Source organism: Ensifer sp. ENS02, assembly GCF_014851885.1.
GTDB lineage: Bacteria > Pseudomonadota > Alphaproteobacteria > Rhizobiales > Rhizobiaceae > Ensifer > Ensifer adhaerens.
The window spans coordinates 280,601-306,195 of sequence record NZ_JACVAO010000006.1; the positions used below are offsets into that span (position 1 = coordinate 280,601).

The following is a 25,595-nucleotide window of genomic DNA, read 5'->3' on the forward strand; positions in this document are numbered from 1 at the left end:
GATGAGGTCGGGATGCGCGGTGTTTACCCGCATGCCAGTCGCCCTTAAGTCTCTCCGGGCCGGAACGGCCGGGGAAGGTGGCCTGTCATGAGCAGCTTTCGCGCGCGCCTGGCGCTGTCCAGCTACCGCTGGATCGGCTCGGCCATCTATCCCCTCGTCTGGTCCTACCTTGCCATTCGCGCGGCGAAGGGCAAGGAGGATCCGACGCGCCGCCGTGAGCGCTACGGCCATGCCAGCGAGCCGCGGCCGCAAGGCCCTCTCGTCTGGTTCCACGCGGCAAGCGTCGGCGAAACCAACGCCGTCATCCCGATGATCAAGGAAATCAGGCGGCGCGGCATCCACGTCGTGCTGACGACCGGGACGATGACCTCTGCGCGTGTCGTGGCCGAGCGCCTGGGGTCGACGGTGATCCACCAGTATGTCCCGCTCGATTTCAAGCCGGCCGTCAGCCGTTTTCTCAACTACTGGGAGCCGGATCTGGCGATCATCGCCGAATCCGAGATCTGGCCGATGACCATCCTGGAACTCGGCCGCCGCCATATCCCGCAGGTTCTGGTCAATGGGCGCATGTCCGACCGGACGTTCGCGCGCTGGAAGCGTCGGCCGGCGCTCGCCGATGCGCTGTTCGAGAATCTCGCGCTCGTCATTGCCCAGTCCGATGTCGATGCGGAGCGCTTCCGCACGCTCGGTGCGCTGCCGGTCATGGTGTCGGGCAATCTCAAGGTCGACACCGACGCGCCGCCACACGATCCGCAGGCGCTGAAGGAGTATCGCCAGCAGATCGGCGCCCGCAAGACCTGGGCGGCGATCTCGACCTTCGACGGCGAGGAGGCGGCCGCCGGTGTCGTGCACCGTGCGCTCAAGGAGCGAACCGGCCTTCTGACGATCATCGTTCCGCGTCATCCCGATCGCAGCGACGCCATCGAGGCGGCGCTGACGGCCAAAGGGCTGAAGGTCGCCCGGCGCACGCGCCGCGATCCGCTGACGCCCGACGTCGATATCTTCCTCGGCGACACGATCGGCGAAATGGGCCTCTATCTTCGCCTGACCGAGGTCGCTTTCGTCGGCCGGTCGCTGTTTGCCGAGGGTGGTCAGAACCCGCTGGAGCCGGCGATGCTCGGCTGCGCCATCCTTTCCGGCGGCAACGTCCAGAACTTTCGCGAGACCTATCAGACGCTGGCCAAGAACGGCAGCGCCAAGATCGTGCGCGACGTCGAGATGCTGGCCAAGGGCGTCAACTATCTGCTCGCCAACGACGACATGCGTCGCTCGATGATCGATGCCGGCCTCGAAACCGTGCAAGAGATGCGCGGTGCCCTGTCGGCGACGATGAAGGGACTTGAGCCCTATATCAATCCGCTCGTCGTCAAGGCGCGTCTCAACCCGCCGACCGACAACTGATCCAGCAGGAGACGAAGCCTCGTCATGACCGCAGCCAAAGCCATAGCCGGCATCCTGTTCGACAAGGATGGAACCCTGCTCGACTACGCAAAGAGCTGGGTGCCGGTGAACTACGAACTGGCGCGGATCGCGGCAAAGGGTGATGAGGCCCTGGCCCGCACGCTGCTTGCAGCCGGCGGCATGGACGCCGAAACCGGCCACGTGCTGCCCGACAGCCTGCTTGCCGCAGGCAACACGGTCGAGATCGCGACCGGCTTCGTCGGCGCGGGCGCGCCCTTCACGATTGCCGAACTGACGACCCTGCTTGACGGCCTGTTTGCGCGCTCGGCTGAATATGCCGTGCCGGTGACCGATCTCGGCGCTTTCTTCGCCGGGCTGCACGCCAAGGGCTACCGCCTCGGTGTCGCCTCGAGCGACAACGAGCGTTCGATCCGCGAAACGGCAAAGCGCTTCGGCTTCGAGGATTACCTGCACTATGTGGCGGGCTATGACAGCGGCTACGGCGTCAAGCCGGAGCCGGGCATGGTGCTCGGTTTTTGTGCCGCGACCGGCCTTGAGCCGCAGCAGGTCGTTGTCGTCGGTGACAACAATCACGACATGCACATGGGCCGCAGCGCCGGCGTCGGCATGACGGTCGCCGTCTTGACGGGCACCGGCTCGCGCCAGTCGCTTGCGGCGGCTTCCGACCATTGCCTCTCGGACATCACCGAACTCGAAGCTGTCCTCTAGATCGAGTTGCGGCAGCGGCTTGCCGCGATTGCCTTCAGTTGTGCATCGTGATCGGCCCGGTTCAGCGCCCCTGCCGTGGCCGTATCGGTCTCCATAGCTTGCGTTTTTTCCCGTTCTGACGTTTTTTGTCGCAATCCGCCGGTTTCGACCGGCGAACAAACCGTCCCTCCCGGAAACGGAAGGACCTGAGCGGCCGGGAGGCCACGGAACAAAGATGGTATCGGAAGCGCCGCCATTCTGGTGGACCAAGGCGGATTGGCGTGCGCGCGCGTTGTGGCCGTTCTCATGGGTTTACGGACGGATTGCCGGCATGCGCATGGATCGCGCGCAGCGCGCCTCGGTGCCGGTCCCGGTCATCTGCATCGGCAATTTCACCGTCGGCGGCGCCGGCAAGACGCCGACCTCCATCGCGCTTGCGCGCGTCATCCGCGAAAAGGGGCTGAAGCCCGGATTCCTCAGCCGCGGTTATGGCGGCTCGCTCGACGTGACGACCGTCGTCGATCTGGAACATCATCGCGCCCGCGACGTCGGCGACGAACCGTTGCTTCTGGCGAAGGAGGCCTTGACCGTCGTCTGCCGCCGCCGCGTCGATGGGGCTCGTCGGCTGGTGAAGGAAGGCGTCGACATCATCATCATGGACGACGGTTTCCAGAGCGCGAGGCTGGCCTTCGACTTCGCGCTGTTGGTGATCGATTCCCGCCGCGGCATCGGCAACGGCTATCTGGTGCCGGCGGGCCCGGTGCGGGCGCCACTGTCGAACCAGCTCCGCCACGCCACGGCCCTGCTCAAGATCGGTGACGGCACCGAGGCCGACGCCCTGATCCGTCGCGCCGCCCGCGCCGGCAAGCAGATCTACGAAGCCGACGTCATAAGGCACGACGACGGATCGCTAAATGGCGTCAAGGTGCTTGCCTGGGCGGGCATTGCCGATCCGGAGAAGTTTTACCGCACCGTTCGGGAGACGGGCGCCGTCATCGAGGAAACCCGCAGTTTTCCCGACCACCACCATTTCTCCGAGGACGAAATCGCCGATCTGCTCGACCAGGCTGCAGCGCTCGGCTGCCAGCTCGTTACCACTGCCAAGGATCTGGTGCGCCTGGAGCCCGGCCACGGCCGCGCCGCCGAACTCGCCGCAGCGAGCAGGGTGATCGAGATCGATGTGCGCTTCGACGACCCGATGGCGCCGAAAAGGATCATCGAGACGGCGCTTGCCGCGGCGCGTGCCCGCAAGCTGCGCGAAGGCGCGGCTAAGTAACGGCGCCCTGTGGGTCGTGGCGCCGGAGTGCCGTTGTTGGTGTCCGGGCTTGATTAGCGGCGCTGGTTGGGCAGCGCGCCTGCGCGCTTTTCCGCCTCGAGCGAGGCTTCCGCGTCGACATAGGGCTCCTGCCGGGCGACGCTCCAGTAACGCAGTTCGTCGACGGGGATGATCTTGCCGGTCATCGCGCAGACCACGTGCGAACCCGCGAGCACGATCTGAAAGTCGCCGTCGAGATAACGGATCTTCGCTTCGCGCGAAGCGCTTCCTTCAAACCGGTTCATCATGCTCGGCGCCTGTTTCCGTCTTCGTTATTGGTTCTCTGGTCTAGCTCGCCGTCCGGAAAAATGCCAGTCGCATTTCGCCAGGCGTGAAGATCAGCTCCGGCCGAACAGCCGTTCGATATCGGAGAGCTTGAGTTCGATATAGGTCGGCCGGCCGTGATTGCACTGGCCCGAGCCGGGCGTCGCCTCCATTTGCCTCAAAAGCGCGTTCATCTCCTCGGTGCGCATGCGCCGTCCCGAGCGCACCGATCCGTGGCAGGCCATGGTCGCGGCGAGATATTCGAGCCGGCTCGTCAGCCCGCTTGCCGTATCCCATTCGGCAAGCTCGTCGGCGAGCTGGCGCACGAGACCGACGGCATCCATTTCGCCGAGCATGGCCGGCGTTTCGCGCACCGCAATCGCGCCCGGTCCGAAGCGCTCGATCGCGAGACCCAGGCGGGAGAACTCCTCCGCATGGGCCATCAACCGGTCGCAATCGTCTTCGGGCAGGTCGACGATCTCCGGGATCAGCAGCGCCTGGGCGGCGACCGGTCGCGAATGCAGCGCCGTACGCATCGCCTCGAACACCAGCCGCTCGTGCGCGGCATGCTGGTCGACGATGACGAGGCCGTCATCGGTCTGGGCGACGATGTAGTTTTCGTGCAGCTGGGCGCGCACGGCGCCGAGCGGGAACGATTGCGGCGGCGGCGGTTGCTTGGCCTCCGGCGCCGGCACGGGCATTTCCCGCTCAAACGGGGTGGCAACGCGCGCCGAAGGGGCGGAAAATGCCGCAAAGCTTGCCTGCGGCTGCTCGCCGAGGTGGCGCAGCATCGCGTCGAATTGTGTCGGCCGGGAAGGCGACGTCTCGGCGCTCCAGGGCTGCGGGCGGTAATCGCCAGAGCGGAACGCCTGCATCATGCCGCGGGCGCCCGTCGTTGCGGCGCGGTCGCCGTCGCGCGTCAGCGCCTGACGGATCGCGCCGATGATCAGCCCGCGGATCAGGCCGGGGTCGCGGAAGCGCACGTCAGACTTCGCCGGATGCACGTTGACGTCGACGAGCGCCGGGTCGAGCGTGATCGACAGCACGGCGACCGGATAGCGGCCGCTCGGGATCGTCTCGGAATAGGCGGCACGGATCGCCGACAGCAGCAACTTGTCCTGCACCGGGCGGCCATTGACGAAGACATATTGCTGCAGCGAGTTGCCGCGATTGTAAGTCGGCACGCCGGCAAAGCCGGTCAGTTCGACGTCTTCCCGCGCCGCATCGATCTCGATCGCATTGTCGCGAAAATCCTTGCCGAGCACTTGCGCCATGCGCGCCAGCCGGTCGTCGCCGGTTGCCGGGAATTCGAGTGTCGAGCGGTCGCTGCCGGAGAGCACGAAACGGACCGCCGGAAACGCGATCGCCATGCGGCGCACCACTTCCGAAATGGCGGCTGCTTCCGCCTTCTCGGTCTTCATGAACTTCAGTCGGGCCGGGGTGGCGAAGAAGAGATCGCGCACTTCGACGACCGTGCCGGTATTGGCCGGCGAGGGGCGGACCGCCTCGGTTTTGCCGCCGGTAACCGCAATGACCGCGCCTTCGCTGGCGCCGGCCGTGCGCGTCGTGATCGACAGCCGGGCGACCGAGCCGATCGAAGGCAGGGCCTCGCCGCGAAAGCCGAGGGTGCGGATGTCGAAGAGGCTGTCGTCGAGCTTCGACGTGCAGTGCCTTCGAACCGCAAGTTCGAGGTCGCCAGGTGCCATGCCCGAGCCGTTGTCGGTGACCCGCAGCAGCGTCTTGCCGCCGCCGGCGGTCGCGATCTCGATGCGGGTCGCGCCGGCGTCGAGCGCATTCTCGATCAGCTCCTTAGCGGCGCTGGCCGGACGTTCGATCACTTCGCCGGCGGCGATCTGGTTGATGAGGGTTTCTGAAAGCTGCTTGATGGCCATGGCCCATTTTCCGGGATTCGCCGCGGAAACGGAAGAGGGGACGGTATCTCGTCCCCGGCCGCGAGCGCTTGGTGCCGACACCCTTGAAAAATGATCGAGGGTTTAATCGGCCCTTAACACTCTGCTGCGATTTTCCACAACAACCTGAATGATCACGGGTTTTGTCTTTTGAGCCTTGCGGCGTAGCTGGACGCCGCACTCCCGCCGCTCGAAGAGACGCCTGCCAAGGCCACCCCAGCATGTCCCGAAATGAAACCGCCGTTGCAGCGCCGCGCGTCATTATGAAGACGCGGCAGGCCGTTGTGGCACTTTGGATGGCCGCCTGTTCCCCCTGATCTGACGATCCAGGGACACATGCGGTAGGCGAGTGAGGACAGTGCGATGAGCGATGGGGCGCCGAACGGCGCGGACATCAACAGGGTCATTCTTGAGTCGAGTTGCGACGCACTCGGCATCGCTGTGCTTGTCTGCAGCCGGGACGATACCATTCTCTTTGCCAGCCGCACGATGCTGCAATTTTTCCCGGTGCCGGCGGAAGCCCTGATGCCGGGCGCACGGCTCAGGGATTTCCTCGGTGCCGTCTATGACACCGGTGTCCGTCCGGGCACCGTCCCGGAAAACAGCCGCCGACGCACCAACCGCGAGGAATGGATTGCCGAGCACATGGCGCTGCATTGGCGCGAGCGCTACGAGAGCGTAGAGCGTGCCGGCCGCACCCGCTGGGTTTCGATGCGCAAGCGCCGCCTGTCGAGCGGCATGGGCATCCTGTCGATCAGCGACGTCTCTGACCAGAAGAAGCGCGACGAACAGCTTCAGACCGACCTGGAGCGGGTGGAGCTGACCGAGCAGATCCTCGACGCGCAGCCCAATCCCATCTGCGTCAAGGATCGCAATCTCAATTACATCGCAGTCAACAAGGCCTTCTGCCTGATCCATGACCTGGCGCAGGACGCCATCCTCGGCCGCTCAGCCTGGGACCTGGTCGAGAGCGACCTGGCGGAGCGCTTCGAACAGTCCGATCGCACGGTGCTTGAAACCGGCAAGCCGTTTTCGCAGGCCGAGCACATCGTGCGTGCCGACGGCAGCGACCTCTGGGTGCTGACCCGCAAGTACCGCGTCGGCATGCCCGGCCGCCATTTCGTCGTCACCTGCATGAACGACGTGACCGATATTGCCGTCTGGTATCAGGGCGGCGAGGAACCCTCGGGCGAGGTGACCCTGCAGATCCGCGACTACAGCATTTTTGCCGCGGCGCAGAATTTCTACGATCCTTTCCGGGCGCTGAATGTCCAGCAGCTCGTCGAGGCGGGGTCGATGATCGAGACCTTGCCGGCGCGCGGCCTGCGGGTGCTCCTGGCGACCGACGACCGAGCGCTGGAGGAGCGGCTTGTCGCCCGGCTGCGCGGCTCAGGGCTCGACGCCTGCGCCGTTCGCGATGTCGACGAATTGCACGCCTTCTGCGCTGCTGTCGACGAGGCGGGGCTGAAACTCGACATCCTGCTGCTCGACGCGGCTTTCCCCGAGCGGCAGAAGATCGCTGCCGGCTGGCGCGACAGCCCGATCCTCCCGGTGTCCGCCGATCAGGACGGGGCGGCGGTGCTTGCGGAAGTCTTCCGTGTTTGTTCCGAGCGCGCGGGTGCCGCGCTGCAACCGGAATGGTCGCTGTCGTTCGAGGCCGAAGAGATCGCGCCGCCGCCGCCGGCTCCGCAGGTCGACGTGCTCGTTGCCGAGGACAATCAGATCAACCAGTTCGTCTTCACCCAGATCCTCGAGGGGCTCGGCGTTTCGCATCGGATCGCCGCCAACGGTCGCGAGGCCGTCGAACTCTGGCACGAACTGCAACCGGCCCTTGTGCTGATGGATGTGTCGATGCCGGTCATGAACGGCTTCGACGCAACCGTCGCAATCCGGTCGGCTGAAAAGGGACGCGCACAGAAAACTCCGATCATCGGGGTTACCGCCCAGGCCTTGGATATCGACCTGCAGCAATGCAAGGCATGCGGCATGGACGACCACATCATGAAGCCGGTGAGCCCCGATATGATCGAGGCGGTGTTGAGAAAATTCATGCCGGTGAAGGCAGTACGAACGGCAGGTTGAGTAAAAGGCGTGTCAACTCGCTAGAATTGGGGAGGCCAATGGCAAATCTTGGAGCGGCACGATATCGGATTGTTAACCGCCGATTGCGATCGTCTGCCCCGAATTGCCGCTAAAGTGTAGAGCCCCATCCGTATGCCTCGCATCCACCTCGTTGCCCAAGCCCCGGTCGTGTCGGAAAGACACAGCCGGTTTGCGTCGTGGCGCACGCTGGCGGCGGGCTCGATCGCACGCCATCCCTGCCAGATGAGTGGGGGACGGCGATGATGACAGCGGAAACACCTTACCACCGTGTTGGCCGCGAGGCGCCTGCGGCCCGGGGTGATGTCGATCAACTGACCGGGCTCGGCAACGCCCGTTGCCTGCGCCAGTGTGTCCTTGATCTCGCCGAGGAGCGTGCCAGTGACCCGGCTCCGTTCACCATCGGCCTTGCCAATATCGATGGTTTCAAGCCGATCAATGACCTGTTCGGACCGGAAGCGGGCGACGAGATCCTCTGCCAGGTGGCCTATCGCCTGAAGGCCTGCGCGCCCGAGGGTGCCACGATCATCCGTTTCGACAGCGATGAATTTGCCTTCGTGTTGCCGCTGATCTTCGAGCGCAAGGGCGCCGAGAAGATCGGACAGATGCTGAAGGAGGTGCTGTCGGCCCCCTTCGATCTCGGCGACCGTCACGTTCGTCTGTCCGCCTCCTTCGGTTTCGCCGTTTATCCCTTTGCCGGAGAGGTATTCGAGGACCTCCTGAAAAGCGCCGATACCGCGCTTTATCGCTCGAAGCGCCGCGGCCGCGGGCAGATCACCGTCTACTCGCAGGAGATCGCCCAGGAGATGAAGCGCGCGACGCAGCTTGAGCAAGCGCTGCGCAACGCCATCATCGCCAACGAGGTTGACGTGCACTTCCAGCCGATCGTCGATCTGCGCAACGACGCGGTTGTCGGCTTCGAGGCCTTGGCGCGCTGGTGCGATGCCGATCTCGGCTATGTCTCGCCGGCGGTGTTCGTGCCGCTCGCCGAAGAGCGTGGTTTCATCGATTCGCTCGCCGAGGTCCTGCTGCGCAAGGCAGCCCATGCCGCGCTTTCCTGGCCGAAGGAGCTCTTCCTCTCCTTCAATCTCTCCTCGGCGCAGCTCACGGATCCGACCACCAGCCGGCGCCTGCTGTCGATCATCACCCAGATCGGCCTCGACCCGCGGCGCCTGGAGCTGGAAATCACCGAAACGGCCGTCATGGCCGATGCGGATATCGCCCAGAAGATCGTTGCGGAACTGCGCGCCGCCGGCGTCCGCGTCTCGCTCGACGACTTCGGCACGGGCCAGTCGAGCCTTGGCCGGCTACGCGACTTCTCCTTCGACAAGGTCAAGATCGACCGGGCCTTCGTCTCGCGCATTTCTGCCGATCGTGCCTCGGAGCATATCATCAAGGCGATCGTGTCGATGTGCGAGGGGCTTGAGCTCGAAGTCGTCGCCGAAGGCATCGAGGATTTTTCCGAAGCCCTGAAACTGAAGGCGCTCGGCTGCGGACTGGGGCAGGGCTACTTCTACGGAAAGCCCGCCGATGCGGTGGCGACGATGCGCTATCTTGCCGATCGCTACCGCGATCTTCCCGCCCAGGCCTGATCCGGGTTAGTCCTCGGCGCCGGACATCGCTGCGCGGTCGCGCCGCCCCTCATCCAGCAGCCAGTCACGCACCCTTTTGGCCTGCGCATTCAGTTCGCGCGATCTCGGCCAGACGACGTAGAAGGCAAGGCCCGTCTTCAGCACGTGTCCGGCGACCGGGACCAGCGCGCCCGAGCGGATCTGCGGATAGATCAAGTGTTCCCAGCCGAGCGCCACGCCTTCGCCGGATAGCACCGCCTGGATCACCAGGACATAGTCGTTGATCGAAAGCCGGCGGGCCTGTTTGGGATAGGCAAGACCGGCGCTCGCAAACCACTCGGTCCAGTCGCAGGCGCGTCGGACCGGCTCTTCCAGGTGGATGAGGTTGTGGCGTGGCAGGTCGGCGGCCGTTTTCGGCAAGCCGTGCCGCTCGATATAGGCGGGTGTGGCGACCGCGTTGACCACCTCGTCGGCGAGCAGGGCGGCATGGTAACGCGGCCAATGGCTTGGGTCGCCGCCGCGGATGCCGAGCGGGATCGGCTCTTCCTCCAGATCGAGGTCGCGCACGCTGGTCTGGATCCGGAGATCGATTTCCGGCAGGTCCTCGCGCATGCGGTTGAGGCGCGGCAGCATCCACATCGAGGCAAAGGCGGTGGAGGCCGCGAGCGTCACGTTGGTCTCGCGGCCCTTTGCGCGAATGTCTTCGGCCGACTTCTGGATGCGCGACAGGCCGACGGAGACGTCGGCATGAAACTTCTCGCCCGCTTCCGTCAGCTCGACCGCGCGGTGCACGCGATGAAACAGCGGCACGCCCAGCTGTTCCTCAAGACCGCGCACGGCGTAGGAGACGGCAGCCTGGGTCATGCCGAGCTCGTTGGCAGCACGGGTGAAGTTCTGGTGGCGGCCGGCTGCCTCGAACACGATGAGGCTTGCGGCGGACGGGAGCAGGCGGCGCAGGTTTTCCATAAACCTCGCTTATAGCATGGATCGAATTTTTCCAGCGTTACAGTGGAATTCTTCTCCCATAGCATCATCTGAGATGATGGGAGGTTATGGGCATGGATACGGCACTGGCAACGGACGCGGCGGCACCGAGACGGACACGCGGTACACGGCCGAACCGGCGCGAGGGCGCAGGACGCAGCCTCGGTGTTCCCTACATCACCAGAAACATTCCGACTTATGATATCCTCGGCGAGGAAAGCCTGCTTCGGATCGAAGCGATTGCCGATCGAATCCTTGCCGAAGTCGGCATCGAGTTTCGCGACGACCCGGTTTCTCTCGATTACTGGCGAAGGGCCGGCGCGAAGGTCGACGGCGTCCGGGTGACCTTCGAACCGGGCATGCTGAAGGAAATCGTCGCCTCGGCGCCGCACCAGTTTACCCAGCATGCCCGCAATCCGGCGCGCAATGTCGAGATCGGCGGCAACAACGTCGTCTTCTCGCCGGCCTATGGCTCGCCCTTCGTCATGGACCTCGACAAGGGCCGGCGCTACGGCACGATCGAGGACTTCCGCAACCTGATCAAGCTGGCGCAGTCGAGCCCCTGGCTGCACCATTCCGGCGGCACGATCTGCGAGCCGGTCGATGTGCCGGTCAACAAGCGCCACCTCGACATGGTCTACAGCCATATCAAATATTCCGACCGCGCCTTCATGGGTTCGATCACGGCGGAAGACCGTGCCGAAGATTCGATCGAGATGGCGCGCATTCTCTTTGGTCGCGATTTCGTCGATCGCAACTGCGTCATCCTCGGCAACGTCAACGTCAATTCGCCGCTCGTCTGGGACGGGACGATGACGAAGTCGCTGCGCGCCTATGCGCGGGCAAACCAGGCCGCGGTCATTGTGCCCTTCATCCTTGGCGGCGCCATGGGGCCGGTCACCAATGCCGGCGCCATCGCCCAGTCCTATGCCGAGACGCTTGCCGGCTGTGCGCTGACCCAGCTGGAGCGCAAGGGCGCCCCGGTCATTTTCGGCAATTTCCTGTCGTCCATGTCGCTGCGCTCGGGCTCGCCCACCTTCGGCACGCCGGAACCGGCGATCGGCAGCATGGTCGTCGGCCAGCTTGCGCGCCGGCTCGGCCTGCCACTGCGCTGTGCCGGCAATTTCTCCAATTCGAAGCTGCCGGATGCACAGGCGATGCAGGAAGGCGCGATGTCGATGCTCTCGGCGGTGCATTGCGGCGCGAATTTCATCCTGCATTCCGCCGGCTTCGTCGATGGGCTGCTCGCCATGTCCTACGAGAAGTTCGTTATGGACACCGACTTCTGCGGCGCGCTGCATTCCTATCTTGCCGGCGTGGTCGTCGACGACAACACGCTGGCCATGGACGCCTTCCTGCAGGTCGGTCCCGGCAGCCATTTCCTCGGCTGCGACCACACCATGCGCAACTACCAGACCGCCTTCTGGGATTCGGCCCTTTCGGACAACGAGCCCTTCGAGAAATGGGTTGAGGAGGGCGAGACCGACATGGCGACGCGTGCCAACCGCGCCTGGAAGAAGACGCTTGCCGAATATGAAGCGCCGCCGCTGGATGTGGCGCTTGACGAGGCGCTGATCGATTATGTCACGCGCCGCAAGGAGAGCATGGCGGATGCTTGGTACTGACGAAGCCGGCATTCTCGGTCGCCTTTCAAGGAACAGGAAACGACATCGTCGAAAGATCCGCTGCTGCAGTCTTACCGCCTGAGCCGACGACCTCGTCGTGTCGAGCTGGGATATCATCGCCGGGACGGTGAAGCCGGAGGGGCCGCTCTATGACGACAACGGCGCCTATAGCGGCATGATGGCGGCCGAGCTGATCGCGCGCGGCGGCGGCGCGCTCGAGATCGTCTCGCCCGAGCGCATGTTCGCGCCCGAGGTCGCGGGCATGAACCATGTGCCCTATGCGACCGCCTTTGCCGAACACAATGTCCGGGTGACGATCAACACGCGGGTGAAATCCGTTCGGCGGGAGTGCAATGGCCTTGTTGCGACGCTCGGTTCCGATTTTTCGGACAAGGCAACGATCAAGGGGCGCGTCGCGCCACTGGTGGTCGAGCATGGCACGGTGCCGATGGACGACCTCTATCGTGAACTGAAGCCGCTTTCACGCAAGCTGGGGGGCGTCGATTACAAGGCACTGCTTCGCGGTGAGAACCCCACCCCGCAGAAAAACCTCGATGCCCGCTTCGACATGTTCCGCATCGGCGATGCCGTCGCCAGCCGCAACATCCACGGGGGCATTTACGATGCCCAACGCGACGGAGTGCTCGTCTGACGCAAAGCCAAGGCGGCGATGCCTGGCACCGCCGCCCGTTGGAAGGCGTACTGAACAGCTTGGAATGCTACGACGTTACTGCTGCGGCTGTTCGGTACCCTGCTGCATCGGCTGTGCCGGTGCAGTAGTCGTGGTCGAAGAGGTCGTCGACGTGTCAACCGGCTGGTTGGCGTTCTGTTCGGCAACCTGCTGTGCCTTCGTCTTGAACTCCGGAGCCGCCTTCAGCGTATCGGCGGTTTCGGTGGTCGTCAGCTTCAGCTTGTCCGTGTTGGGCTGCTCGGCGATCGTGATGCGATCAAACGGAACCGCTACGTCCTTTTCACCGAGACCCAGGAAGCCGCCGACACCGATTACGGCCGCTTCCACGCCGCCATCCTTCTTCATGATCAGGTCGTTGATCTCGCCGATGCTTTCGTCACCGGCATTGTAGACGCTCTGGCCGATATAGGTGCTGGCTGCGATCTGGTCGCTTGCCTGCTCGGTCAGATAGGTGGCGTCCGATTGCGCCACATCAGCGGTCTTGGTTTCCGTGATCGGCGGTTTCGTTTCAGCCTGATCGGCCGGAGCCATGGCGTCCGGGGCGGGCTGCGCCGGCTGCATCGTCTGCGGCTGTTCCATCGGCTTGGTTGCGTCCTGCGCGAAAGCCACCGGGGCGACAGTAAGACCCGCGAAGAGCGCGCCGGCTGCGACGGTTGTTACGAGTTTCTTGATCATCTCAAACTGCCTTTCCTTGACGTTTCGATCAGGGCGCGGCCTGGCTTCTGCCGCCAGGTCCACCGCGCCGGTGATATGGTGTCAACGCCCGGGAGCCCGAACGGTTCCGGAAAAAATAGTCAAAGTTTCAGGTCGAAAGGTCCGTTGCCGCTGAACGTGACCCTCCGCCGCGATTTTCCAAGGATTGTCGGCAATCTCGCGCGGACATGTATTTTGGTTTTCGAATATATGTATTTTAGTGATCAATTATGTACTTTGTGCCATTCATGAATTCTTGAGCGTTCTTGTCGATACTTGGCAGATGGCAGGAAATAGCGCGCAGCGTCGTCACCCTGTTATCCCGGGATGGTTTTCACGATGTTTTTGCCGCGCCGCTTTCTTTCTGTTTCCTTGCTCTCCGTTCTGGCGATGGCCGGCCTTGTTCTGATCGAGCGCAATCTTTTTGGGCTGCGCTATTTTTCGGAACGGGTTCCTGGCGTCGAGCCCTACAATCTCTGGCATGCCTGGGTGGCTCTGAGCCTGTCGCTCGCGGCTGTTCAGGGCTTTACCCGCGATGCCGCCTGGCTGGGCGCGCCGGAGCTGCGGCTGGCGTCCGGCCGCGAGCTTGGGCTTTGTGTCGCCGGCTGGATGCTCGCCGTGCTGATGGCGCTGGTGTTCGTTGCCGATCCCCTCGGTTTCAGCCTTCTGGCGCGTGAAGACGGCCTGGTCGAATGGGCCTCTGCCCTGCTGATCTTCATCGCCAGCGGTTTCTTTGCGTTTGCTGCCGTCGGGCAACTGCGCGTGGTCCGTTCAGGAATGGGACGTCGCGCCTGGATGGCCGCGGCTTTTGCAGCGCTTCTGGCGCTTTGCTTCTTCGTGGTCGGCATGGAGGAGATATCCTGGATGCAGCGCGTCTTCGGTATCGCCACGCCGGAGGGCCTGCTCGCGCTCAACAAGCAGCAGGAATTGAACCTGCACAACATCTCCACCGGCTTCTCGGAACTGCTCTACTACACCGGCAGCTTCTTCCTTTTGACGCTGGCGCCCTTCGTCTGGCTCTATCTGCGCAAGAGCATCAGCCTTGGTCGGCTCGATGCTTTTGCGCCGAGCGTGCTGGTGCTGGCGGCAAGCGCCCCGATGGCCGCCTTCAACAGCGACAACTGGAGCATGTTGCCGACGCAGATGATGGTGATGATGACCGTGATCATACTGCTGATGGTTGCCGATATCGCGCTGAGGGCAGGGCACTGGCGCGAGTTCATCGTGCTGACGGCAGGCGCCATTCTGATCGTCGCGATCCAGGAGCTGTTCATTCTCCAGGCTTCCACGCTCGTGCGCCTTTGGGACCCGACCGAGTACAAGGAGTTTTTCATTGCGCTCGGGCTCGCCATCTACGGCTTTGAAACCTGGTCGCGACTGCGTTCGCCGGCCGCAAGGCTTTCGCCGTTGGGCTCCCGTCCCCTGGCCGGATAAAAATACCCCGCCTGACGGGCGGGGTATTTGAAACGCGTCTGCCTCGAACTGCGTCCGAAGCCGTCAGTGGCTTTCGCGCAGCACTTCGCTGCCGCTGCCGCCGACGAGGAAGTCGAGGTCCGCACCCTTGTCGGCCTGTAGCACCGTGTCCTGGTAGAGCTTGTAGTAGCCGCGGGTCCATTTCGGCGGCGGCGCCTGCCAGGCGGCCATGCGCGTCGCAAACTCTTCCTCGCTGATCATCAGGTTGAGCTCGCCCTTCATCGCGTCGAGGCGGATACGGTCGCCGGTCTTGACGATGGCGAGCGGCCCGCCGGCATTCGATTCCGGGCTGACATGCAGGACCACGGTGCCGAAGGCGGTACCGGACATGCGGGCGTCGGACACGCGCACCATGTCGCGCACGCCCCTTTCGACGAGGCGCCGCGGGATCGGCATGTTGCCGACCTCGGCCATTCCCGGATAGCCCTTGGGTCCGCAGCCCTTGAGCACAAGGATCGTGTCTTCGGTCACCGGCAGGTCCGGATCGTCAATCTTTGCCTTCAGCTCCTCGATCGTCTCGAAGACATAGGCCGGACCTTCATGGACGAGGAGATGCTCGCTTGCGGCCGACGGCTTGATGACGGCGCCGTTCGGGGCAAGGTTGCCCTTGAGCACGCGAATGCCGGCGGCAGCCCGCAGCGGATTGTCGAGCGGGCGGATGACGTCGTCGTTGTAGACTTCGGCATCTTCCCAGTATTTGCTGATCGGCACGCCGAAGACTGTCGGCGCGTCGGCATGCAGCAGATGCTGTATGCGGTTCATCACCGCCGGCAGGCCGCCTGCATAGGCGAGGTCTTCGATCAGATACTTGCCGGACGGCATGCAGTTGACGATGCACGGCACCTGGCTGCCGACGCGGTCGAAATCCTCAAGACAGAGATCAACGCCGGCGCGGCCGGCGATCGCCAGCATGTGCACGACGGCATTGGTCGAACCGCCGACGGCGGCGTTGGCAATGATGCCGTTCTCGAAATTCTTCTTGGTCAGCACTTTCGACAGGCGCAGGTCTTCATGCACCATCTCGACGATGCGTTTGCCGGTCATGTGCGACAGCGCCATGCGGCGGGCGTCGACGGCCGGCAGCGCCGCATTGGTCGGCAGCGACAGGCCCATCGCCTCGACGATCGACGCCATGGTGGTGGCCGTGCCCATCGTCATGCACACACCCGGTGAGCGCGACATGCCGCTTTCTGCCGCCATGAATTCCTGCATGCTCATATCACCGGCGCGTACGGCCTCGGAGAACTTCCAGACATCCGTGCCGGAGCCGATGTCCTTGCCCTTCCACTTGCCGTTCAGCATCGGGCCGGAGGAGACGACGATCGTCGGCAGGTCGACCGACGCCGCACCCATCAACTGGCCGGGGGTTGTCTTGTCGCAGCCGCCGAGCAGCACCACGCCGTCGATGCCATAGGCGCGGATCGCCTCTTCGACATCCATGGCGAGCAGATTGCGAAAGAGCATCGCGGTCGGGCGCATCTGCGTCTCGCCGAGCGAAGACACCGGGAACTCGACCGGGAAACCGCCGGCCTCCCACACGCCACGCTTCACGCCCTCTGCCAGAATGCGCAGATGACTGTTGCAGGGCGTGAGTTCCGACCAGGTGTTGCAAATGCCGATAATCGGGCGGCCGTCGAATACGTGGTCCGGAAATCCCTGGTTCTTCATCCAGGAGCGATGGATAAACCCATCCTTGTCGGTGCCGCCGTACCAGTGACGGCTGCGCAGTTCTTTCTTCTTGTCGCTCATGCGAGCTTCCTCCTCACCATGCGATCAAACGCGTGGCTGAATTGTATGACTTTTTATTGGCGCTTCGCCAAGAGTTACTCGGCCAAGAATTTCCGGTCAGAGACGGAAAGACGGTTCGAACCGGCCCTTGACGCTGACGCCGAGATCGAAGGTCTTGCCGGCATGCGGGTCCGCCGCACGCGTTGCCTCGTCCATGTCCTGCCAGGCGGATGTCACCAGCATGCGATCGGCCTTCGCTCCGATGAAGGCGGTACAGCTCGGTTGGCCCGTCGGCACGGCGTAGCGCGCGATGCGCGCGCCGTCGGGGCGGTAGACATCGACCGTGCCACTGCCCCAGCGGGCGTTCCAGATCAGACCGTCGGCATCGCACACGGAGCCGTCGATGCCGCCAGCTTCGCCACTGCCGTCGACGAGCAGGCTCGGTTCGCCTTTCGGCAGCCCGGTCGCGGCGTCGAGATCGACGCGCATCAGGTGATTGATGTCGGTATCGACGAAATAGGCGACGGTTCCATCCGGCGAGAAGCAGATGCTGTTGGGAATGGTGATGGCGGCATAGAGCTTCGTCACCTTGCTGCCGGCGACGTGATAGATCGCGCCGGAGCCCTTTTCGGCGCTGCGGCCCATGGTGCCGATCCAGAGCGAACCGGACGCATGAACCCGGCCGTCGTTCGAGCGATTGATGGGTTCGTCCTCAAGCGTGGTCAGCAGGCTGAAGGCACCGGTCCGCGTATCCCTGATGAAGAGGCCCTGGTCGGAGGCGATCAGCTGCCGGGTCGGATCGATGACGGCGAGCACGCTGCCGAGGAAGGGTAGGGCGTGCACGGTCTTGCGCCCGCTTTCTAGGTGCAGTTCATGCAGTTCCTGGCCCTTGATGTTGAACCACCAGGCGGTGCCGGTGGCCGGGTCATAGGTCGGACCTTCGCCGAGGATCGACGTCGCTTCGCAGAGAATGCTGCCGGAGAAGGGGATGGTGTCGCTCATCAGCGCGCTCCGTAGACGGCGTCGTAGGCCTTGATGGTGGCAACGGCGCGCTCGCGCACTTCAGCCGCGCTCATGCCGGGCTTGTAGAGGCTGGAACCAAGACCGAAGCTGCGGATGCCGGCCTTGGCATAGTCGCCGAAATTCGCGTCCGAAACGCCACCGACGGCAGCGATTTCCAGCTCCGGCGGCAGGATCGCGCGGATCGCGGTGATGCCGGACGGGCCGAGCACGCTTGCCGGGAAGAACTTGAGGCCGGTGGCGCCCGCCGCCGCGGCCGAAAGCGCCTCGGTCGGGGTGAGCACGCCGGGCATGGTCACCATGCCCTTTTTGGCGGCGAGAGAAATCACCGCCGGCTCGACATTGGGGCTCACCATCAGGCGGCCGCCGACATCGGCGAGTTGTTCTACCTGTGCCGTCGTCAGCACCGTGCCGGCGCCGATCAGGCATCCCTCGGGCGCCATCTTCACGGCCGTCTCAATCGAGCGGAACGGATCGGGTGAATTCAGCGGGATCTCGATCGCGGAGAAGCCGGTCTCGATCAGGGCACCAACGACGCCTGCGGTTTCCTCGGGCTTGAGGCCGCGCAGGATCGCGATCAGCGGGTACTTCATCGACGGAAAGGGAATGCGGGTCATGAGCGTGTCTTTCGTTCAGAGGGGCCAGATCGCCTGGGCGGCGGTCGAAAGGCCGGAGCGGACGGCCGTGTCGGCATCGACCACCTGAAGAGGGCAGTCGAGGCTTTCGAGCGCGGCCTGATAAAGCGTACCAAGGGATCCGGAGGCGACGAGGCAGATGCTGTCGATCGTCTTGGCTGAAGCCAGCGCGCCGGCGATCTCCAGGCCGATCAGCGTGCCCGACAGCAATGCCTTGGCGTCGGTCGCGCTTGCGCCGTGCAGCAATTGGCCTGAGCGCGCGCCGAAGATCAGGCTGGTGGCGAGCGCCGGATTTGTGCGTGCCTCGGCCACCGCCGCCGCAAAGGCGGGATGATCGCCGGTAAACGCATGCGCGTCGGCGATCGAGTGGCTGAGGATCGAGTGCTTGGAGATCACGTCGAACAATTCGCCGGTCATGAAGGTGGAAAAGCCGCTGACGGCGCCGTCTTCGAGCCGCACCCATTTGCTGTGTGTGCCCGGCATGCAGACGAGATGTAGACCGCGACCGAGGTCGCTTGCCGCGCCGAGCAATTGCGTCTCCTCGCCGCGCATCACATCCGGGTGCCGCCGATCACGCTGCGCCAGACCCGGCAGGATACGGATGTCGCGATCGAGATCCGGCACTGCCACGGCATGGGAGGCGATATCGGCGAGCGCGGCCGGCGTATCGAGATAGCCGGCCTCGACCCAACCCTGCTTGGCGCCGGCCATGCCGCAGATGATCGCCGGCAGGTGGCCTGGCGCATCGACGGCGACCAGGTGCTTTTCGAGGATCGCATGGAACCCGGCCTTGTTGGCCGTGGTCATGCCTTCGCCGCTTCGGCGCTCGGCGAGCACCGAGCCGTCCTCGCCGATGATCCACAGCCGGAAACTCGTGGTTCCCCAGTCGACTGCGGCATAATAGGCTGCCGTCATCAAAGTGCGCCTCCATCGATGATCATTGTTTGCGCGGTCATGCCCGACGAGCACGCCGACGCGAGAAAAAGGCAAGGGCCGACGAGATCGTCGGCGGTGAGGCTGCGCTTCAGGCACTGCCGTTCCTGCATGCCGGCGATTGCCGCGTCGCTCAGCCACAGCCGTTTCTGGCGCTCGGTGACGATCATGCCGGGCAGGATCGCGTTGACGCGGATGTTGTCCTGGCCGAGCTTTCCGGCGAGCGATTTGGTCAGGCCGACGATCGCGGCTTTCGCCGTCGCATAGGCCGGGATTTCGGCCATGTTGAGCAGATAGGCGATCGACGAGAAATTGACGATCGACCCGCCGCCGGCTTCGCGCATATGCGGCGCAACCCCCTGGCTCATGAAGAAGAGGTGCCTGAGGTTGACCGCCTGGCTCTCGTCCCAGCTCTCTTCGGTTACGCTTTCGAGTGGTTGGCGATCGTCGCGCGCCGCATTGTTGACGAGCACGTGGATCGCGCCGAGAGCGGCCGCCGCAGTCTGCGCGGCCTTTTTTACCGCTTCGATGTCGCGCAAGTCGGCGGGAATATAGACCGGTGCCGTGCTTGCCTTGATGGCGAGCCTTTCGACGAGGTCGAGGCTTGCCCTCTCGTCGATATCGACGAAGGCCACCCGTGCACCCTGGTCGACGAAGCCCTCTACAAGCGCTGCGCCAATGCCGGAACCGCCACCGGTGACCAGCACCGCGCGGTCTTTGAGATCATGAAATTGTGCCTTCGGCACCGGCATATTCCTGTATCCCCGATCAGTCCTATGGTGAAGAGTTGTTCCATTATTTGGAACTTGATTTTATTATATGGAATTATCACGTCGAAGCGTCTACCTTGTCAAGGTCGCGCGCCCGATCGCGCGACTGCAATCGGAAACAAACAAGCGAGCGACGATGACGGGTGAAGCGGCAGGCGGAGGGGACGAAGTGCGTGCGGAGGCTGGCACGGGCACGCTCGGCAAGGCAATCACCGTCCTGGAAGCGGTGGTCACCGCCGATGGCCCGCAGCGCTTTACAGATATTCTCGCCCGGTCCGGCCAGCCGCGCGGCACGTTGTACCGGCTGCTCAGCCATCTGGTCGAGGAAGGACTGCTGATCCAGCGCCGCGACCTCTCCTATGAGCCTGGCCTTCGGCTGCTGACGCTGGCCTATCGTTCCTGGTCCGCCAATCGCTTTCGCGACGTTGCCGAGCCTCACCTGCAGCGATTGCACGAACTGACCGGTGAGACCGTGCATCTCGGCATTCTGCGCGAGACCGAGATCGTCTATGTCGACAAGGTAGAAAGCCGCCAGACGGTGCGCATGAGTTCGCAGATCGGCAAGGCGTCGCCGGCCTATTGCACCGGCATCGGCAAGGCGGCGCTGTCCTTGCTTGGACAGCCGGAGTTGGAAGGTATTTTGGCCCGAACCGAGTTTCACGCCTTCACGCCGCACACCCATCGCTCGGCTGCCACCTTGCTGGCGGAGATCGAGGAAATCCGGCGCGACGGCCACGCTTTCGACCGCGAGGAACATGAGACGGAGATCCGCTGCGTTGCAGCACCTATCCTCATTCCCGGCAGCGAACTTGCGGCCGGCCTGTCGGTAACCGGGCCCGCCTATCGGGTGACCATGGAGCAATTGTCGGCCTGGGCGGCAGCGGTTCGGGCAGCGGCGCAAGCGGTTGGCGAGGACGCGGCGATCCGTCTTGGGCCCGGCCGTGGTGGACCTTGAATTCACTTTACGGTAAATTAGAAACATCGACTGGACGTGGCGCGTCTCGCTCGATAGCTTTAATATATCAGACTCAGGTTCGTGGATGGTCTTAGTCTGGTTCGTTTTTGGTATTGGTATAAATTTTTGACGTGATCTTCATGCGGCGTCAGCGGCCGGTTCCCGCATGGAACCGGATGTGGAGAAGGGCGGAAGATGATTGATTTCAGCGCGAATTTGTCGGCGTTGGCGCTTCCTGATGGGCGAACCATCCGTGGGCCGATTTGTTGCGAAGAGGATATCAGGCGCGTGATCGCCCAGGTTGCGGATTCCTACGGTTTCCGTGGTTTCCTGGTGCTTGCCATTCCGGAAACGGAGAGCAACAGCCTGTCCGTCAACGCCTTGATGACGAACTACCCGGCCGCCTTTCTCAAAGGCTATGACAGTGCCGGCTTGATCAATGGCAGCCCGGTGATCCAGCGGCTTCGGCGCAGCACCATCCCCTTTACCTACGACGCGCACCAGCTTGCGCGCCGCCGAGCCGACGGCAAGGGCGATGCGGCGGTCTGCGTCTTCGAGCAGGCGAACATGCCGCGCGGCCTCTATCTGCCGGTGCACGATGCGAGCGGCCACCGCGCCGCGATCGCCTTTGGCGGCGACCGTCCCGTGGTTTCCAATGACGAGCTTCAGGAGCTCAACCTTTGGGCCGGCGTGCTCTACAGCAAATACATGGAGGTGCGCGATCGCGACAAGCGCGGTGCGGGAAGCCTTTCACGCCGCGAGGTCGAGTGCCTGCGCTGGGCGGCCGCCGGCAAGACCACCAGTGAAATGGCGAAAATTCTGGCGCTGTCCGAATATACCGTCAACCACTACCTCAACCGGGCAACGCGCAAGCTGGATTCGGTCAATCGCGTTCAGACCGTCGCAAAGGCCGTGCGCGCCGGGTTGATCAACTGATCGCCGGCACGCGTCGCGCGCGAGCTGATGGCAATATCGGCCTTCACGAGGGGAAATACACAGACTTTTGGGTCGAAGCGGCAGGGATTTTCGATCATCTGTTGGCATTGGCAGGCGGCTCGGTCTATTTGATACGTGATGAATGCCATGGAACGCGCGAATGCAGGATACGATGACGACCGGGATGACTGACGCAGATCTGCCCCGGGGCGGCGATTTCGCGTCCGAGATCGCAAAGCTTGAGACCCAGTTCGATATCATCCGCTATATGCGGCGGATCACGCAGGTTTTTGGCTTCAAGACGTTTCTGATCTGCTCGATCCCCTCGATCGACGTGGAGCGCCTCGCCGCGAGCACCGTCATCTCCAACATGCCGGCCGAGCTGCTGAACAAGTATGACAGCCTGTCGATGCTGCGCTTCAGCACCGGCGTGCGCCGCCTGCGCGAGACGACGACGCCGTTCCAGGTGACGCTTGCAGCCTGGGAGGGAGAGGGCGGCAAACCGGAATCGGCGGCCGAATACATCGAGATGCTGCGCGAAAACGGTATCTTCCAGGCAAGCTACTTCCCGGTTCATGACGCCGAGGGCGGCCGCGGCGCTGTCATCCTGATGGGCCCGCTGGTCGAACTGCCGATGACCGTCACCATGGAACTGCAGATGATTGCAATCCATGTCTATAACCGCCTCGCCGAAATCGGCTCCGTGTGGAAGAGCAGCGGCGCAGCACTTTCGGAGCGCGAGATCCAGTGTTTGAGCTGGACGGCTGCCGGAAAGACCAGCGCCGAGATCGCCGGCATCCTCGGGCTCTCCGAGCATACGGTCAACCACTACCTCAACCACGTGACCAAGAAGCTCGATGCCGTCAACCGCACTCAGGCGGTCGTGAAGGCGATGAAGAAGGGCTACATCAGCTAGCCCCAAGTCGGCCCTGCGCCGCAAGCCTCTTCCTGAATGTCCTCGACCTGATGCGATCGAAAGAAGCTTGGGGAAGCCCGGCATGCTGTCGCCAAGGTTCCGTCATCTGGGCGATCTGCTCCATCCTTGGACGATTTGCAGACGGTTGCTCAGAAACTGGGCATATGCCATCGCCGGCCGATGAATGGCGGTCGAGATTATCTTTTTGAAATTGCTGCCTATTTCCGCCAGATCTGAAACTGGCACGCATCCTGCATTTCTATTGGCATGTCCAGAGGGGACTAAAAAGAAGACAGCGCCCAAGAAGGTCGCGACCGAAAGGGCCACTGCCCGCCTTAAAGGTGATCCCGGATGTACGGACACCGAGGCGGGTGGTGGCCCTTCCTTTTTCCGATATGTCGCATTGGCGAAGCGCCCCGCCTCGACTATCTAAGAGATAACAAAAGAATGAGAGGGCGCGATGCCGGAAGTCACGAAAGAAGTAGTGCTCGAAAAGTTGCGCACGGTGCGTGGCCCGGGCATGGAAGGCAATATCGTCGACCTCGGGCTCGTGTCTGATGTCTTCATCTCCGACGGCAAGGCCTATTTCTCGATCACCGTGCCGGCCGAACGCGCCAAGGAGCTGGAGCCGATGCGGGCTGCAGCCGAGCGCGTGGTGCGTGACATTCCCGGGATCACCGCGGCAATGGTCGCTCTGACGGCCGACCGCAAGGCAGCCGCAGGCAGCGCGCCGGTGCAGCGCCCGCAGCCGCAGGCACCGTCCCATGCAGGCCACTCCCACGCCCCGCGTCCGGCTGGCGGACCGCCCGCCAAGGCGGGGATCCCCGGCGTCGGCGCGATTATCGCCGTCGCTTCGGGCAAGGGCGGTGTCGGCAAGTCGACCACGTCGGTCAATCTGGCGCTGGCACTCCAGGCAAACGGCCTGAAAGTCGGTCTGCTCGATGCCGATATCTACGGCCCCTCGATGCCGCGGCTCCTGAAGATTTCCGGCCGGCCGCAGCAGATCGAGGGCCGGCTCATCCGCCCGATGGAAAATTACGGCCTCAAGGTCATGTCCATGGGTTTCCTCGTCGATGAGGAAGTGGCGATGATCTGGCGCGGACCGATGATCCAGTCGGCGCTTCTGCAGATGTTGCGCGAGGTCGCCTGGGGCGATCTTGACGTGCTCGTCGTCGACATGCCGCCGGGCACGGGCGACGCCCAGCTCACCATGGCCCAGCAGGTGCCGCTTGCCGGTGCCGTCATCGTCTCGACGCCGCAGGACCTGGCGCTGATCGATGCGCGCAAGGGCCTTGCCATGTTCCGCAAGGTGGAAGTCCCGGTGCTCGGCATCGTCGAGAACATGAGCTACTTCGTCGCGCCCGACACCGGAAACCGCTACGACATCTTCGGGCACGGCGGCGCCCGCAAGGAGGCAGAACGCATCGGCGTGCCCTTCCTCGGCGAAGTGCCGCTGACGATGGGAATTCGCGAGACGTCGGATGCAGGAACGCCGCTGGTCGCCTCCGACCCGGCAGGCGAGGTCGCGCGCGTCTACCGCGATATCGCGACAAAGGTCTGGGAACAGGTATCGGCCACGCAGCAGGACAAGAGCCGCGCCGCGCCGAACATCGTGTTCGAGTAGTTTGTCTCGAAGCGGTTCTGCCCGGCTGTCGGGCACGAATCGTTTTGCCCTTGATTCGGTTTTGATTTAAGCAAACATGCTATAGGGTGGCGCCGAACTGGCGGCGCATGCCCGCGTGCCGGATTGCAAGAGGGCATTGATTTTGCGTTTGCGTTGCGCCATATGCCTTGCCGCACTTGCGAAGGTGCCCAACTTGACGCCCTCTCGCCCGAGATCTTGGCCTCTCGCGATGACTGAGTTGAAGACTTTGTCCTGACTGGCGGAACGTCCCATCCGATGGATCTCTATTGTGGGTATTTTGTGGCGCACGATCTTTCGCCTCTTCCATTCGACCCTAAGGTTGGCATGACGAGGACGCTCGCATGATCACCGGCTATTGCGCCGATGGCACGGCCGTCGTCCTGACGCCCGCCGACCCGCCCGAGAGCTTGCGTTCGGACCTCATCTGGCTGGATCTGGTCGAGCCGAACAAGGCGGAAGATCTGATGATGGAAAAGCTGCTCGGCATTTCCATCCCGACGCGCGACGACCTCAAGGACATCGAGCCTTCGAGCCGTCTCTATATCGAGGAGAGCGCCGTGTTCATGACGGCGTCACTGGTGTTTCGTTCGGACACGGAGATACCCGGCCTGACTGACATCGGCTTTATCCTGGCGGGTAGCCGGCTCGTCACCATCCGCTATGCCGAGCCCCGATCTTTCGCCCTCTTCAAGGCGTCGATGCACCGCTTCCCCGGAAATTGCCGAGACGGCGCGGTGGTTCTGACCCGGCTCCTGGAAACGATCGCCGACCGGACCGCCGAAATTCTCGAAGAGGCCGTGACCAAGATCGACGATCTGTCGATCGCCGTCTTCGGCGACAAGGCTGCCGGCAAGCGCCGCCCGCCGCATTTTCTCGAGGCGCGCCTGCGCGACGTTGCCGGGCATCATCGTCTGGTCGCCAAGACCCGCGACAGCCTCGCCTCGCTCTCGCGCCTGCTGACATTCGTCTACACCGTTCCGCAGGTGCAGGACGACAAGGAAACGCGCGAACTCTGCCGCTCGATTTCGCGCGACATCCAATCGCTGTCCGAACATGCCGGGTTCATTTCCGGCAACATTACCTTCCTGCTCGATGCATCGCTCGGCCTGATCAACGTCGAGCAGAACGCCATCATCAAGATCTTCTCGATCGCGTCGGTCGTGCTTCTGCCACCGACGCTGGTCGCCTCGGTCTACGGCATGAACTTCCGCGTCATGCCCGAGCTGGAATGGCAATTCGGTTATCCCTGGGCGATCGCGGCGATGGTGATATCGGCCGTGATCCCCTTTTTCTTTTTCCGCTGGAAAGGCTGGCTTTGAACG

21 protein-coding genes and 1 pseudogene are annotated in these 25,595 nt (G+C 63.6%); 13 read left to right on the forward strand and 9 right to left on the reverse strand.

Annotation, left to right across the window (positions count from 1 at the left end; all coding sequences use genetic code 11):
• Positions 1-87: 87 nt before the first annotated feature.
• The 3 genes from waaA to lpxK all read left to right on the forward strand — a co-directional run bounded on the left by waaA (position 88) and on the right by lpxK (position 3,385).
• Entirely contained in the window at positions 88-1,401 is a 1,314-nt protein-coding gene (gene waaA, locus IB262_RS15040) for a lipid IV(A) 3-deoxy-D-manno-octulosonic acid transferase (protein WP_110818509.1), read from the forward strand.
• A 24-nt stretch (positions 1,402-1,425) separates the two neighbouring features.
• Positions 1,426-2,130 (forward strand): HAD family hydrolase, encoded by a 705-nt coding sequence (locus IB262_RS15045; protein WP_110818508.1) that lies wholly within the window; start codon positions 1,426-1,428, stop codon positions 2,128-2,130.
• A 214-nt stretch (positions 2,131-2,344) separates the two neighbouring features.
• A complete protein-coding gene (gene lpxK, locus IB262_RS15050) occupies positions 2,345-3,385 on the forward strand; it encodes a tetraacyldisaccharide 4'-kinase (protein ID WP_110818507.1) in 1,041 nt (346 codons plus the stop codon).
• Positions 3,386-3,438: 53 nt separating this feature from the next.
• On the opposite strand, the gene IB262_RS15055 is transcribed toward lpxK, so the two are convergent.
• Together IB262_RS15055 and mutL are read right to left on the reverse strand one after the other, a co-directional pair.
• Complete coding sequence (locus IB262_RS15055) at positions 3,439-3,672, reverse strand: DUF2093 domain-containing protein (RefSeq protein WP_034801006.1); 234 nt, start codon at positions 3,670-3,672, stop codon at positions 3,439-3,441.
• A 90-nt stretch (positions 3,673-3,762) separates the two neighbouring features.
• Positions 3,763-5,580 (reverse strand): DNA mismatch repair endonuclease MutL, encoded by a 1,818-nt coding sequence (gene mutL, locus IB262_RS15060; RefSeq protein WP_060516411.1) that lies wholly within the window; start codon positions 5,578-5,580, stop codon positions 3,763-3,765.
• 381 nt (positions 5,581-5,961) lie between these two features.
• On the opposite strand from mutL, the gene IB262_RS15065 reads away from it, so the two are divergent.
• Positions 5,962-7,680 (forward strand): response regulator, encoded by a 1,719-nt coding sequence (locus IB262_RS15065; RefSeq protein WP_110818506.1) that lies wholly within the window; start codon positions 5,962-5,964, stop codon positions 7,678-7,680.
• A gap of 263 nt (positions 7,681-7,943) precedes the next feature.
• Positions 7,944-9,290, forward strand: a complete 1,347-nt coding sequence (locus IB262_RS15070; protein ID WP_246802652.1) for an EAL domain-containing protein — start codon at positions 7,944-7,946, stop codon at positions 9,288-9,290.
• A gap of 6 nt (positions 9,291-9,296) precedes the next feature.
• Here the strand turns inward: IB262_RS15070 and IB262_RS15075 are convergent, their stop codons facing one another.
• Positions 9,297-10,235 carry a LysR substrate-binding domain-containing protein gene (locus tag IB262_RS15075; RefSeq protein WP_060584079.1) on the reverse strand — a complete coding sequence of 313 codons (939 nt, stop codon included), beginning with the start codon at positions 10,233-10,235 and terminating at the stop codon, positions 9,297-9,299.
• Positions 10,236-10,327: 92 nt separating this feature from the next.
• On the opposite strand from IB262_RS15075, the gene IB262_RS15080 reads away from it, so the two are divergent.
• Together IB262_RS15080 and IB262_RS15085 are read left to right on the forward strand one after the other, a co-directional pair.
• Positions 10,328-11,878, forward strand: a complete 1,551-nt coding sequence (locus tag IB262_RS15080) for a trimethylamine methyltransferase family protein (RefSeq protein ID WP_110818589.1) — start codon at positions 10,328-10,330, stop codon at positions 11,876-11,878.
• An 85-nt stretch (positions 11,879-11,963) separates the two neighbouring features.
• Positions 11,964-12,530: pseudogene (locus IB262_RS15085) on the forward strand (N-methylproline demethylase); the annotation flags it as partial.
• A gap of 75 nt (positions 12,531-12,605) precedes the next feature.
• Here the strand turns inward: IB262_RS15085 and IB262_RS15090 are convergent.
• On the reverse strand, positions 12,606-13,244 hold the full coding sequence (locus IB262_RS15090) for a PRC-barrel domain-containing protein (protein ID WP_110818504.1): 639 nt from the start codon (positions 13,242-13,244) through the stop codon (positions 12,606-12,608).
• Between the two features lie 357 nt (positions 13,245-13,601).
• Here IB262_RS15090 and IB262_RS15095 point away from each other — a divergent pair, with 357 nt between their 5' ends.
• Positions 13,602-14,696 (forward strand): hypothetical protein, encoded by a 1,095-nt coding sequence (locus IB262_RS15095; RefSeq protein WP_192370689.1) that lies wholly within the window; start codon positions 13,602-13,604, stop codon positions 14,694-14,696.
• Between the two features lie 63 nt (positions 14,697-14,759).
• Here IB262_RS15095 and IB262_RS15100 read toward each other — a convergent pair whose 3' ends face one another.
• From IB262_RS15100 to IB262_RS15120, 5 genes are all read right to left on the reverse strand, one after another.
• Positions 14,760-16,484, reverse strand: a complete 1,725-nt coding sequence (locus tag IB262_RS15100) for an IlvD/Edd family dehydratase (RefSeq protein ID WP_192370691.1) — start codon at positions 16,482-16,484, stop codon at positions 14,760-14,762.
• A 96-nt stretch (positions 16,485-16,580) separates the two neighbouring features.
• Complete coding sequence (locus IB262_RS15105) at positions 16,581-17,465, reverse strand: SMP-30/gluconolactonase/LRE family protein (protein WP_192370693.1); 885 nt, start codon at positions 17,463-17,465, stop codon at positions 16,581-16,583.
• Positions 17,465-18,100, reverse strand: coding sequence for a 2-dehydro-3-deoxy-6-phosphogalactonate aldolase (locus tag IB262_RS15110; protein ID WP_112975945.1), 636 nt, complete (start codon positions 18,098-18,100; stop codon positions 17,465-17,467). Before IB262_RS15110 ends, IB262_RS15105 begins: the two co-directional genes overlap by 1 nt.
• Before the next feature lie 15 nt (positions 18,101-18,115).
• Entirely contained in the window at positions 18,116-19,033 is a 918-nt protein-coding gene (locus IB262_RS15115) for a 2-dehydro-3-deoxygalactonokinase (protein ID WP_060584091.1), read from the reverse strand.
• Positions 19,033-19,803: an SDR family oxidoreductase gene (locus IB262_RS15120; RefSeq protein WP_192370695.1), complete on the reverse strand. Its 771-nt coding sequence runs from the start codon at positions 19,801-19,803 to the stop codon at positions 19,033-19,035. The genes IB262_RS15115 and IB262_RS15120 overlap by 1 nt, the downstream gene beginning before the upstream one ends.
• 154 nt (positions 19,804-19,957) lie before the next feature.
• On the opposite strand from IB262_RS15120, the gene IB262_RS15125 reads away from it, so the two are divergent.
• The 5 genes from IB262_RS15125 to IB262_RS15145 all read left to right on the forward strand — a co-directional run bounded on the left by IB262_RS15125 (position 19,958) and on the right by IB262_RS15145 (position 25,592).
• On the forward strand, positions 19,958-20,776 hold the full coding sequence (locus IB262_RS15125; RefSeq protein ID WP_060516565.1) for an IclR family transcriptional regulator: 819 nt from the start codon (positions 19,958-19,960) through the stop codon (positions 20,774-20,776).
• Positions 20,777-20,971: 195 nt separating this feature from the next.
• Positions 20,972-21,712: an autoinducer binding domain-containing protein gene (locus IB262_RS15130; protein ID WP_034801035.1), complete on the forward strand. Its 741-nt coding sequence runs from the start codon at positions 20,972-20,974 to the stop codon at positions 21,710-21,712.
• A gap of 142 nt (positions 21,713-21,854) precedes the next feature.
• Complete coding sequence (locus tag IB262_RS15135; protein WP_051659571.1) at positions 21,855-22,628, forward strand: LuxR family transcriptional regulator; 774 nt, start codon at positions 21,855-21,857, stop codon at positions 22,626-22,628.
• Between the two features lie 460 nt (positions 22,629-23,088).
• Positions 23,089-24,252: an Mrp/NBP35 family ATP-binding protein gene (locus IB262_RS15140; RefSeq protein ID WP_034801037.1), complete on the forward strand. Its 1,164-nt coding sequence runs from the start codon at positions 23,089-23,091 to the stop codon at positions 24,250-24,252.
• A gap of 362 nt (positions 24,253-24,614) precedes the next feature.
• Positions 24,615-25,592 (forward strand): magnesium transporter CorA family protein, encoded by a 978-nt coding sequence (locus IB262_RS15145; protein ID WP_112770490.1) that lies wholly within the window; start codon positions 24,615-24,617, stop codon positions 25,590-25,592.
• Positions 25,593-25,595: the final 3 nt, after the last annotated feature.

What these genes read in the sequence shown, in the direction of transcription:
- lpxK (WP_110818507.1), top strand. Translation starts at nt 2,345, where the DNA reads ATGGTATCGGAAGCGCCGCCATTCTGGTGGACCAAGGCGGATTGGCGT.
- IB262_RS15075 (WP_060584079.1), bottom strand. Translation starts at nt 10,235, where the DNA reads ATGGAAAACCTGCGCCGCCTGCTCCCGTCCGCCGCAAGCCTCATCGTG.
- IB262_RS15130 (WP_034801035.1), top strand. Translation starts at nt 20,972, where the DNA reads ATGATTGATTTCAGCGCGAATTTGTCGGCGTTGGCGCTTCCTGATGGG.
- IB262_RS15120 (WP_192370695.1), bottom strand. Translation starts at nt 19,803, where the DNA reads ATGCCGGTGCCGAAGGCACAATTTCATGATCTCAAAGACCGCGCGGTG.
- IB262_RS15125 (WP_060516565.1), top strand. Translation starts at nt 19,958, where the DNA reads ATGACGGGTGAAGCGGCAGGCGGAGGGGACGAAGTGCGTGCGGAGGCT.
- waaA (WP_110818509.1), top strand. Translation starts at nt 88, where the DNA reads ATGAGCAGCTTTCGCGCGCGCCTGGCGCTGTCCAGCTACCGCTGGATC.
- IB262_RS15065 (WP_110818506.1), top strand. Translation starts at nt 5,962, where the DNA reads ATGAGCGATGGGGCGCCGAACGGCGCGGACATCAACAGGGTCATTCTT.
- mutL (WP_060516411.1), bottom strand. Translation starts at nt 5,580, where the DNA reads ATGGCCATCAAGCAGCTTTCAGAAACCCTCATCAACCAGATCGCCGCC.
- IB262_RS15070 (WP_246802652.1), top strand. Translation starts at nt 7,944, where the DNA reads ATGACAGCGGAAACACCTTACCACCGTGTTGGCCGCGAGGCGCCTGCG.
- IB262_RS15090 (WP_110818504.1), bottom strand. Translation starts at nt 13,244, where the DNA reads ATGATCAAGAAACTCGTAACAACCGTCGCAGCCGGCGCGCTCTTCGCG.
- IB262_RS15110 (WP_112975945.1), bottom strand. Translation starts at nt 18,100, where the DNA reads ATGACCCGCATTCCCTTTCCGTCGATGAAGTACCCGCTGATCGCGATC.
- IB262_RS15080 (WP_110818589.1), top strand. Translation starts at nt 10,328, where the DNA reads ATGGATACGGCACTGGCAACGGACGCGGCGGCACCGAGACGGACACGC.
- IB262_RS15105 (WP_192370693.1), bottom strand. Translation starts at nt 17,465, where the DNA reads ATGAGCGACACCATCCCCTTCTCCGGCAGCATTCTCTGCGAAGCGACG.
- IB262_RS15055 (WP_034801006.1), bottom strand. Translation starts at nt 3,672, where the DNA reads ATGATGAACCGGTTTGAAGGAAGCGCTTCGCGCGAAGCGAAGATCCGT.
- IB262_RS15135 (WP_051659571.1), top strand. Translation starts at nt 21,855, where the DNA reads ATGCCATGGAACGCGCGAATGCAGGATACGATGACGACCGGGATGACT.
- IB262_RS15140 (WP_034801037.1), top strand. Translation starts at nt 23,089, where the DNA reads ATGCCGGAAGTCACGAAAGAAGTAGTGCTCGAAAAGTTGCGCACGGTG.
- IB262_RS15095 (WP_192370689.1), top strand. Translation starts at nt 13,602, where the DNA reads ATGTTTTTGCCGCGCCGCTTTCTTTCTGTTTCCTTGCTCTCCGTTCTG.
- IB262_RS15145 (WP_112770490.1), top strand. Translation starts at nt 24,615, where the DNA reads ATGATCACCGGCTATTGCGCCGATGGCACGGCCGTCGTCCTGACGCCC.
- IB262_RS15115 (WP_060584091.1), bottom strand. Translation starts at nt 19,033, where the DNA reads ATGACGGCAGCCTATTATGCCGCAGTCGACTGGGGAACCACGAGTTTC.
- IB262_RS15100 (WP_192370691.1), bottom strand. Translation starts at nt 16,484, where the DNA reads ATGAGCGACAAGAAGAAAGAACTGCGCAGCCGTCACTGGTACGGCGGC.
- IB262_RS15045 (WP_110818508.1), top strand. Translation starts at nt 1,426, where the DNA reads ATGACCGCAGCCAAAGCCATAGCCGGCATCCTGTTCGACAAGGATGGA.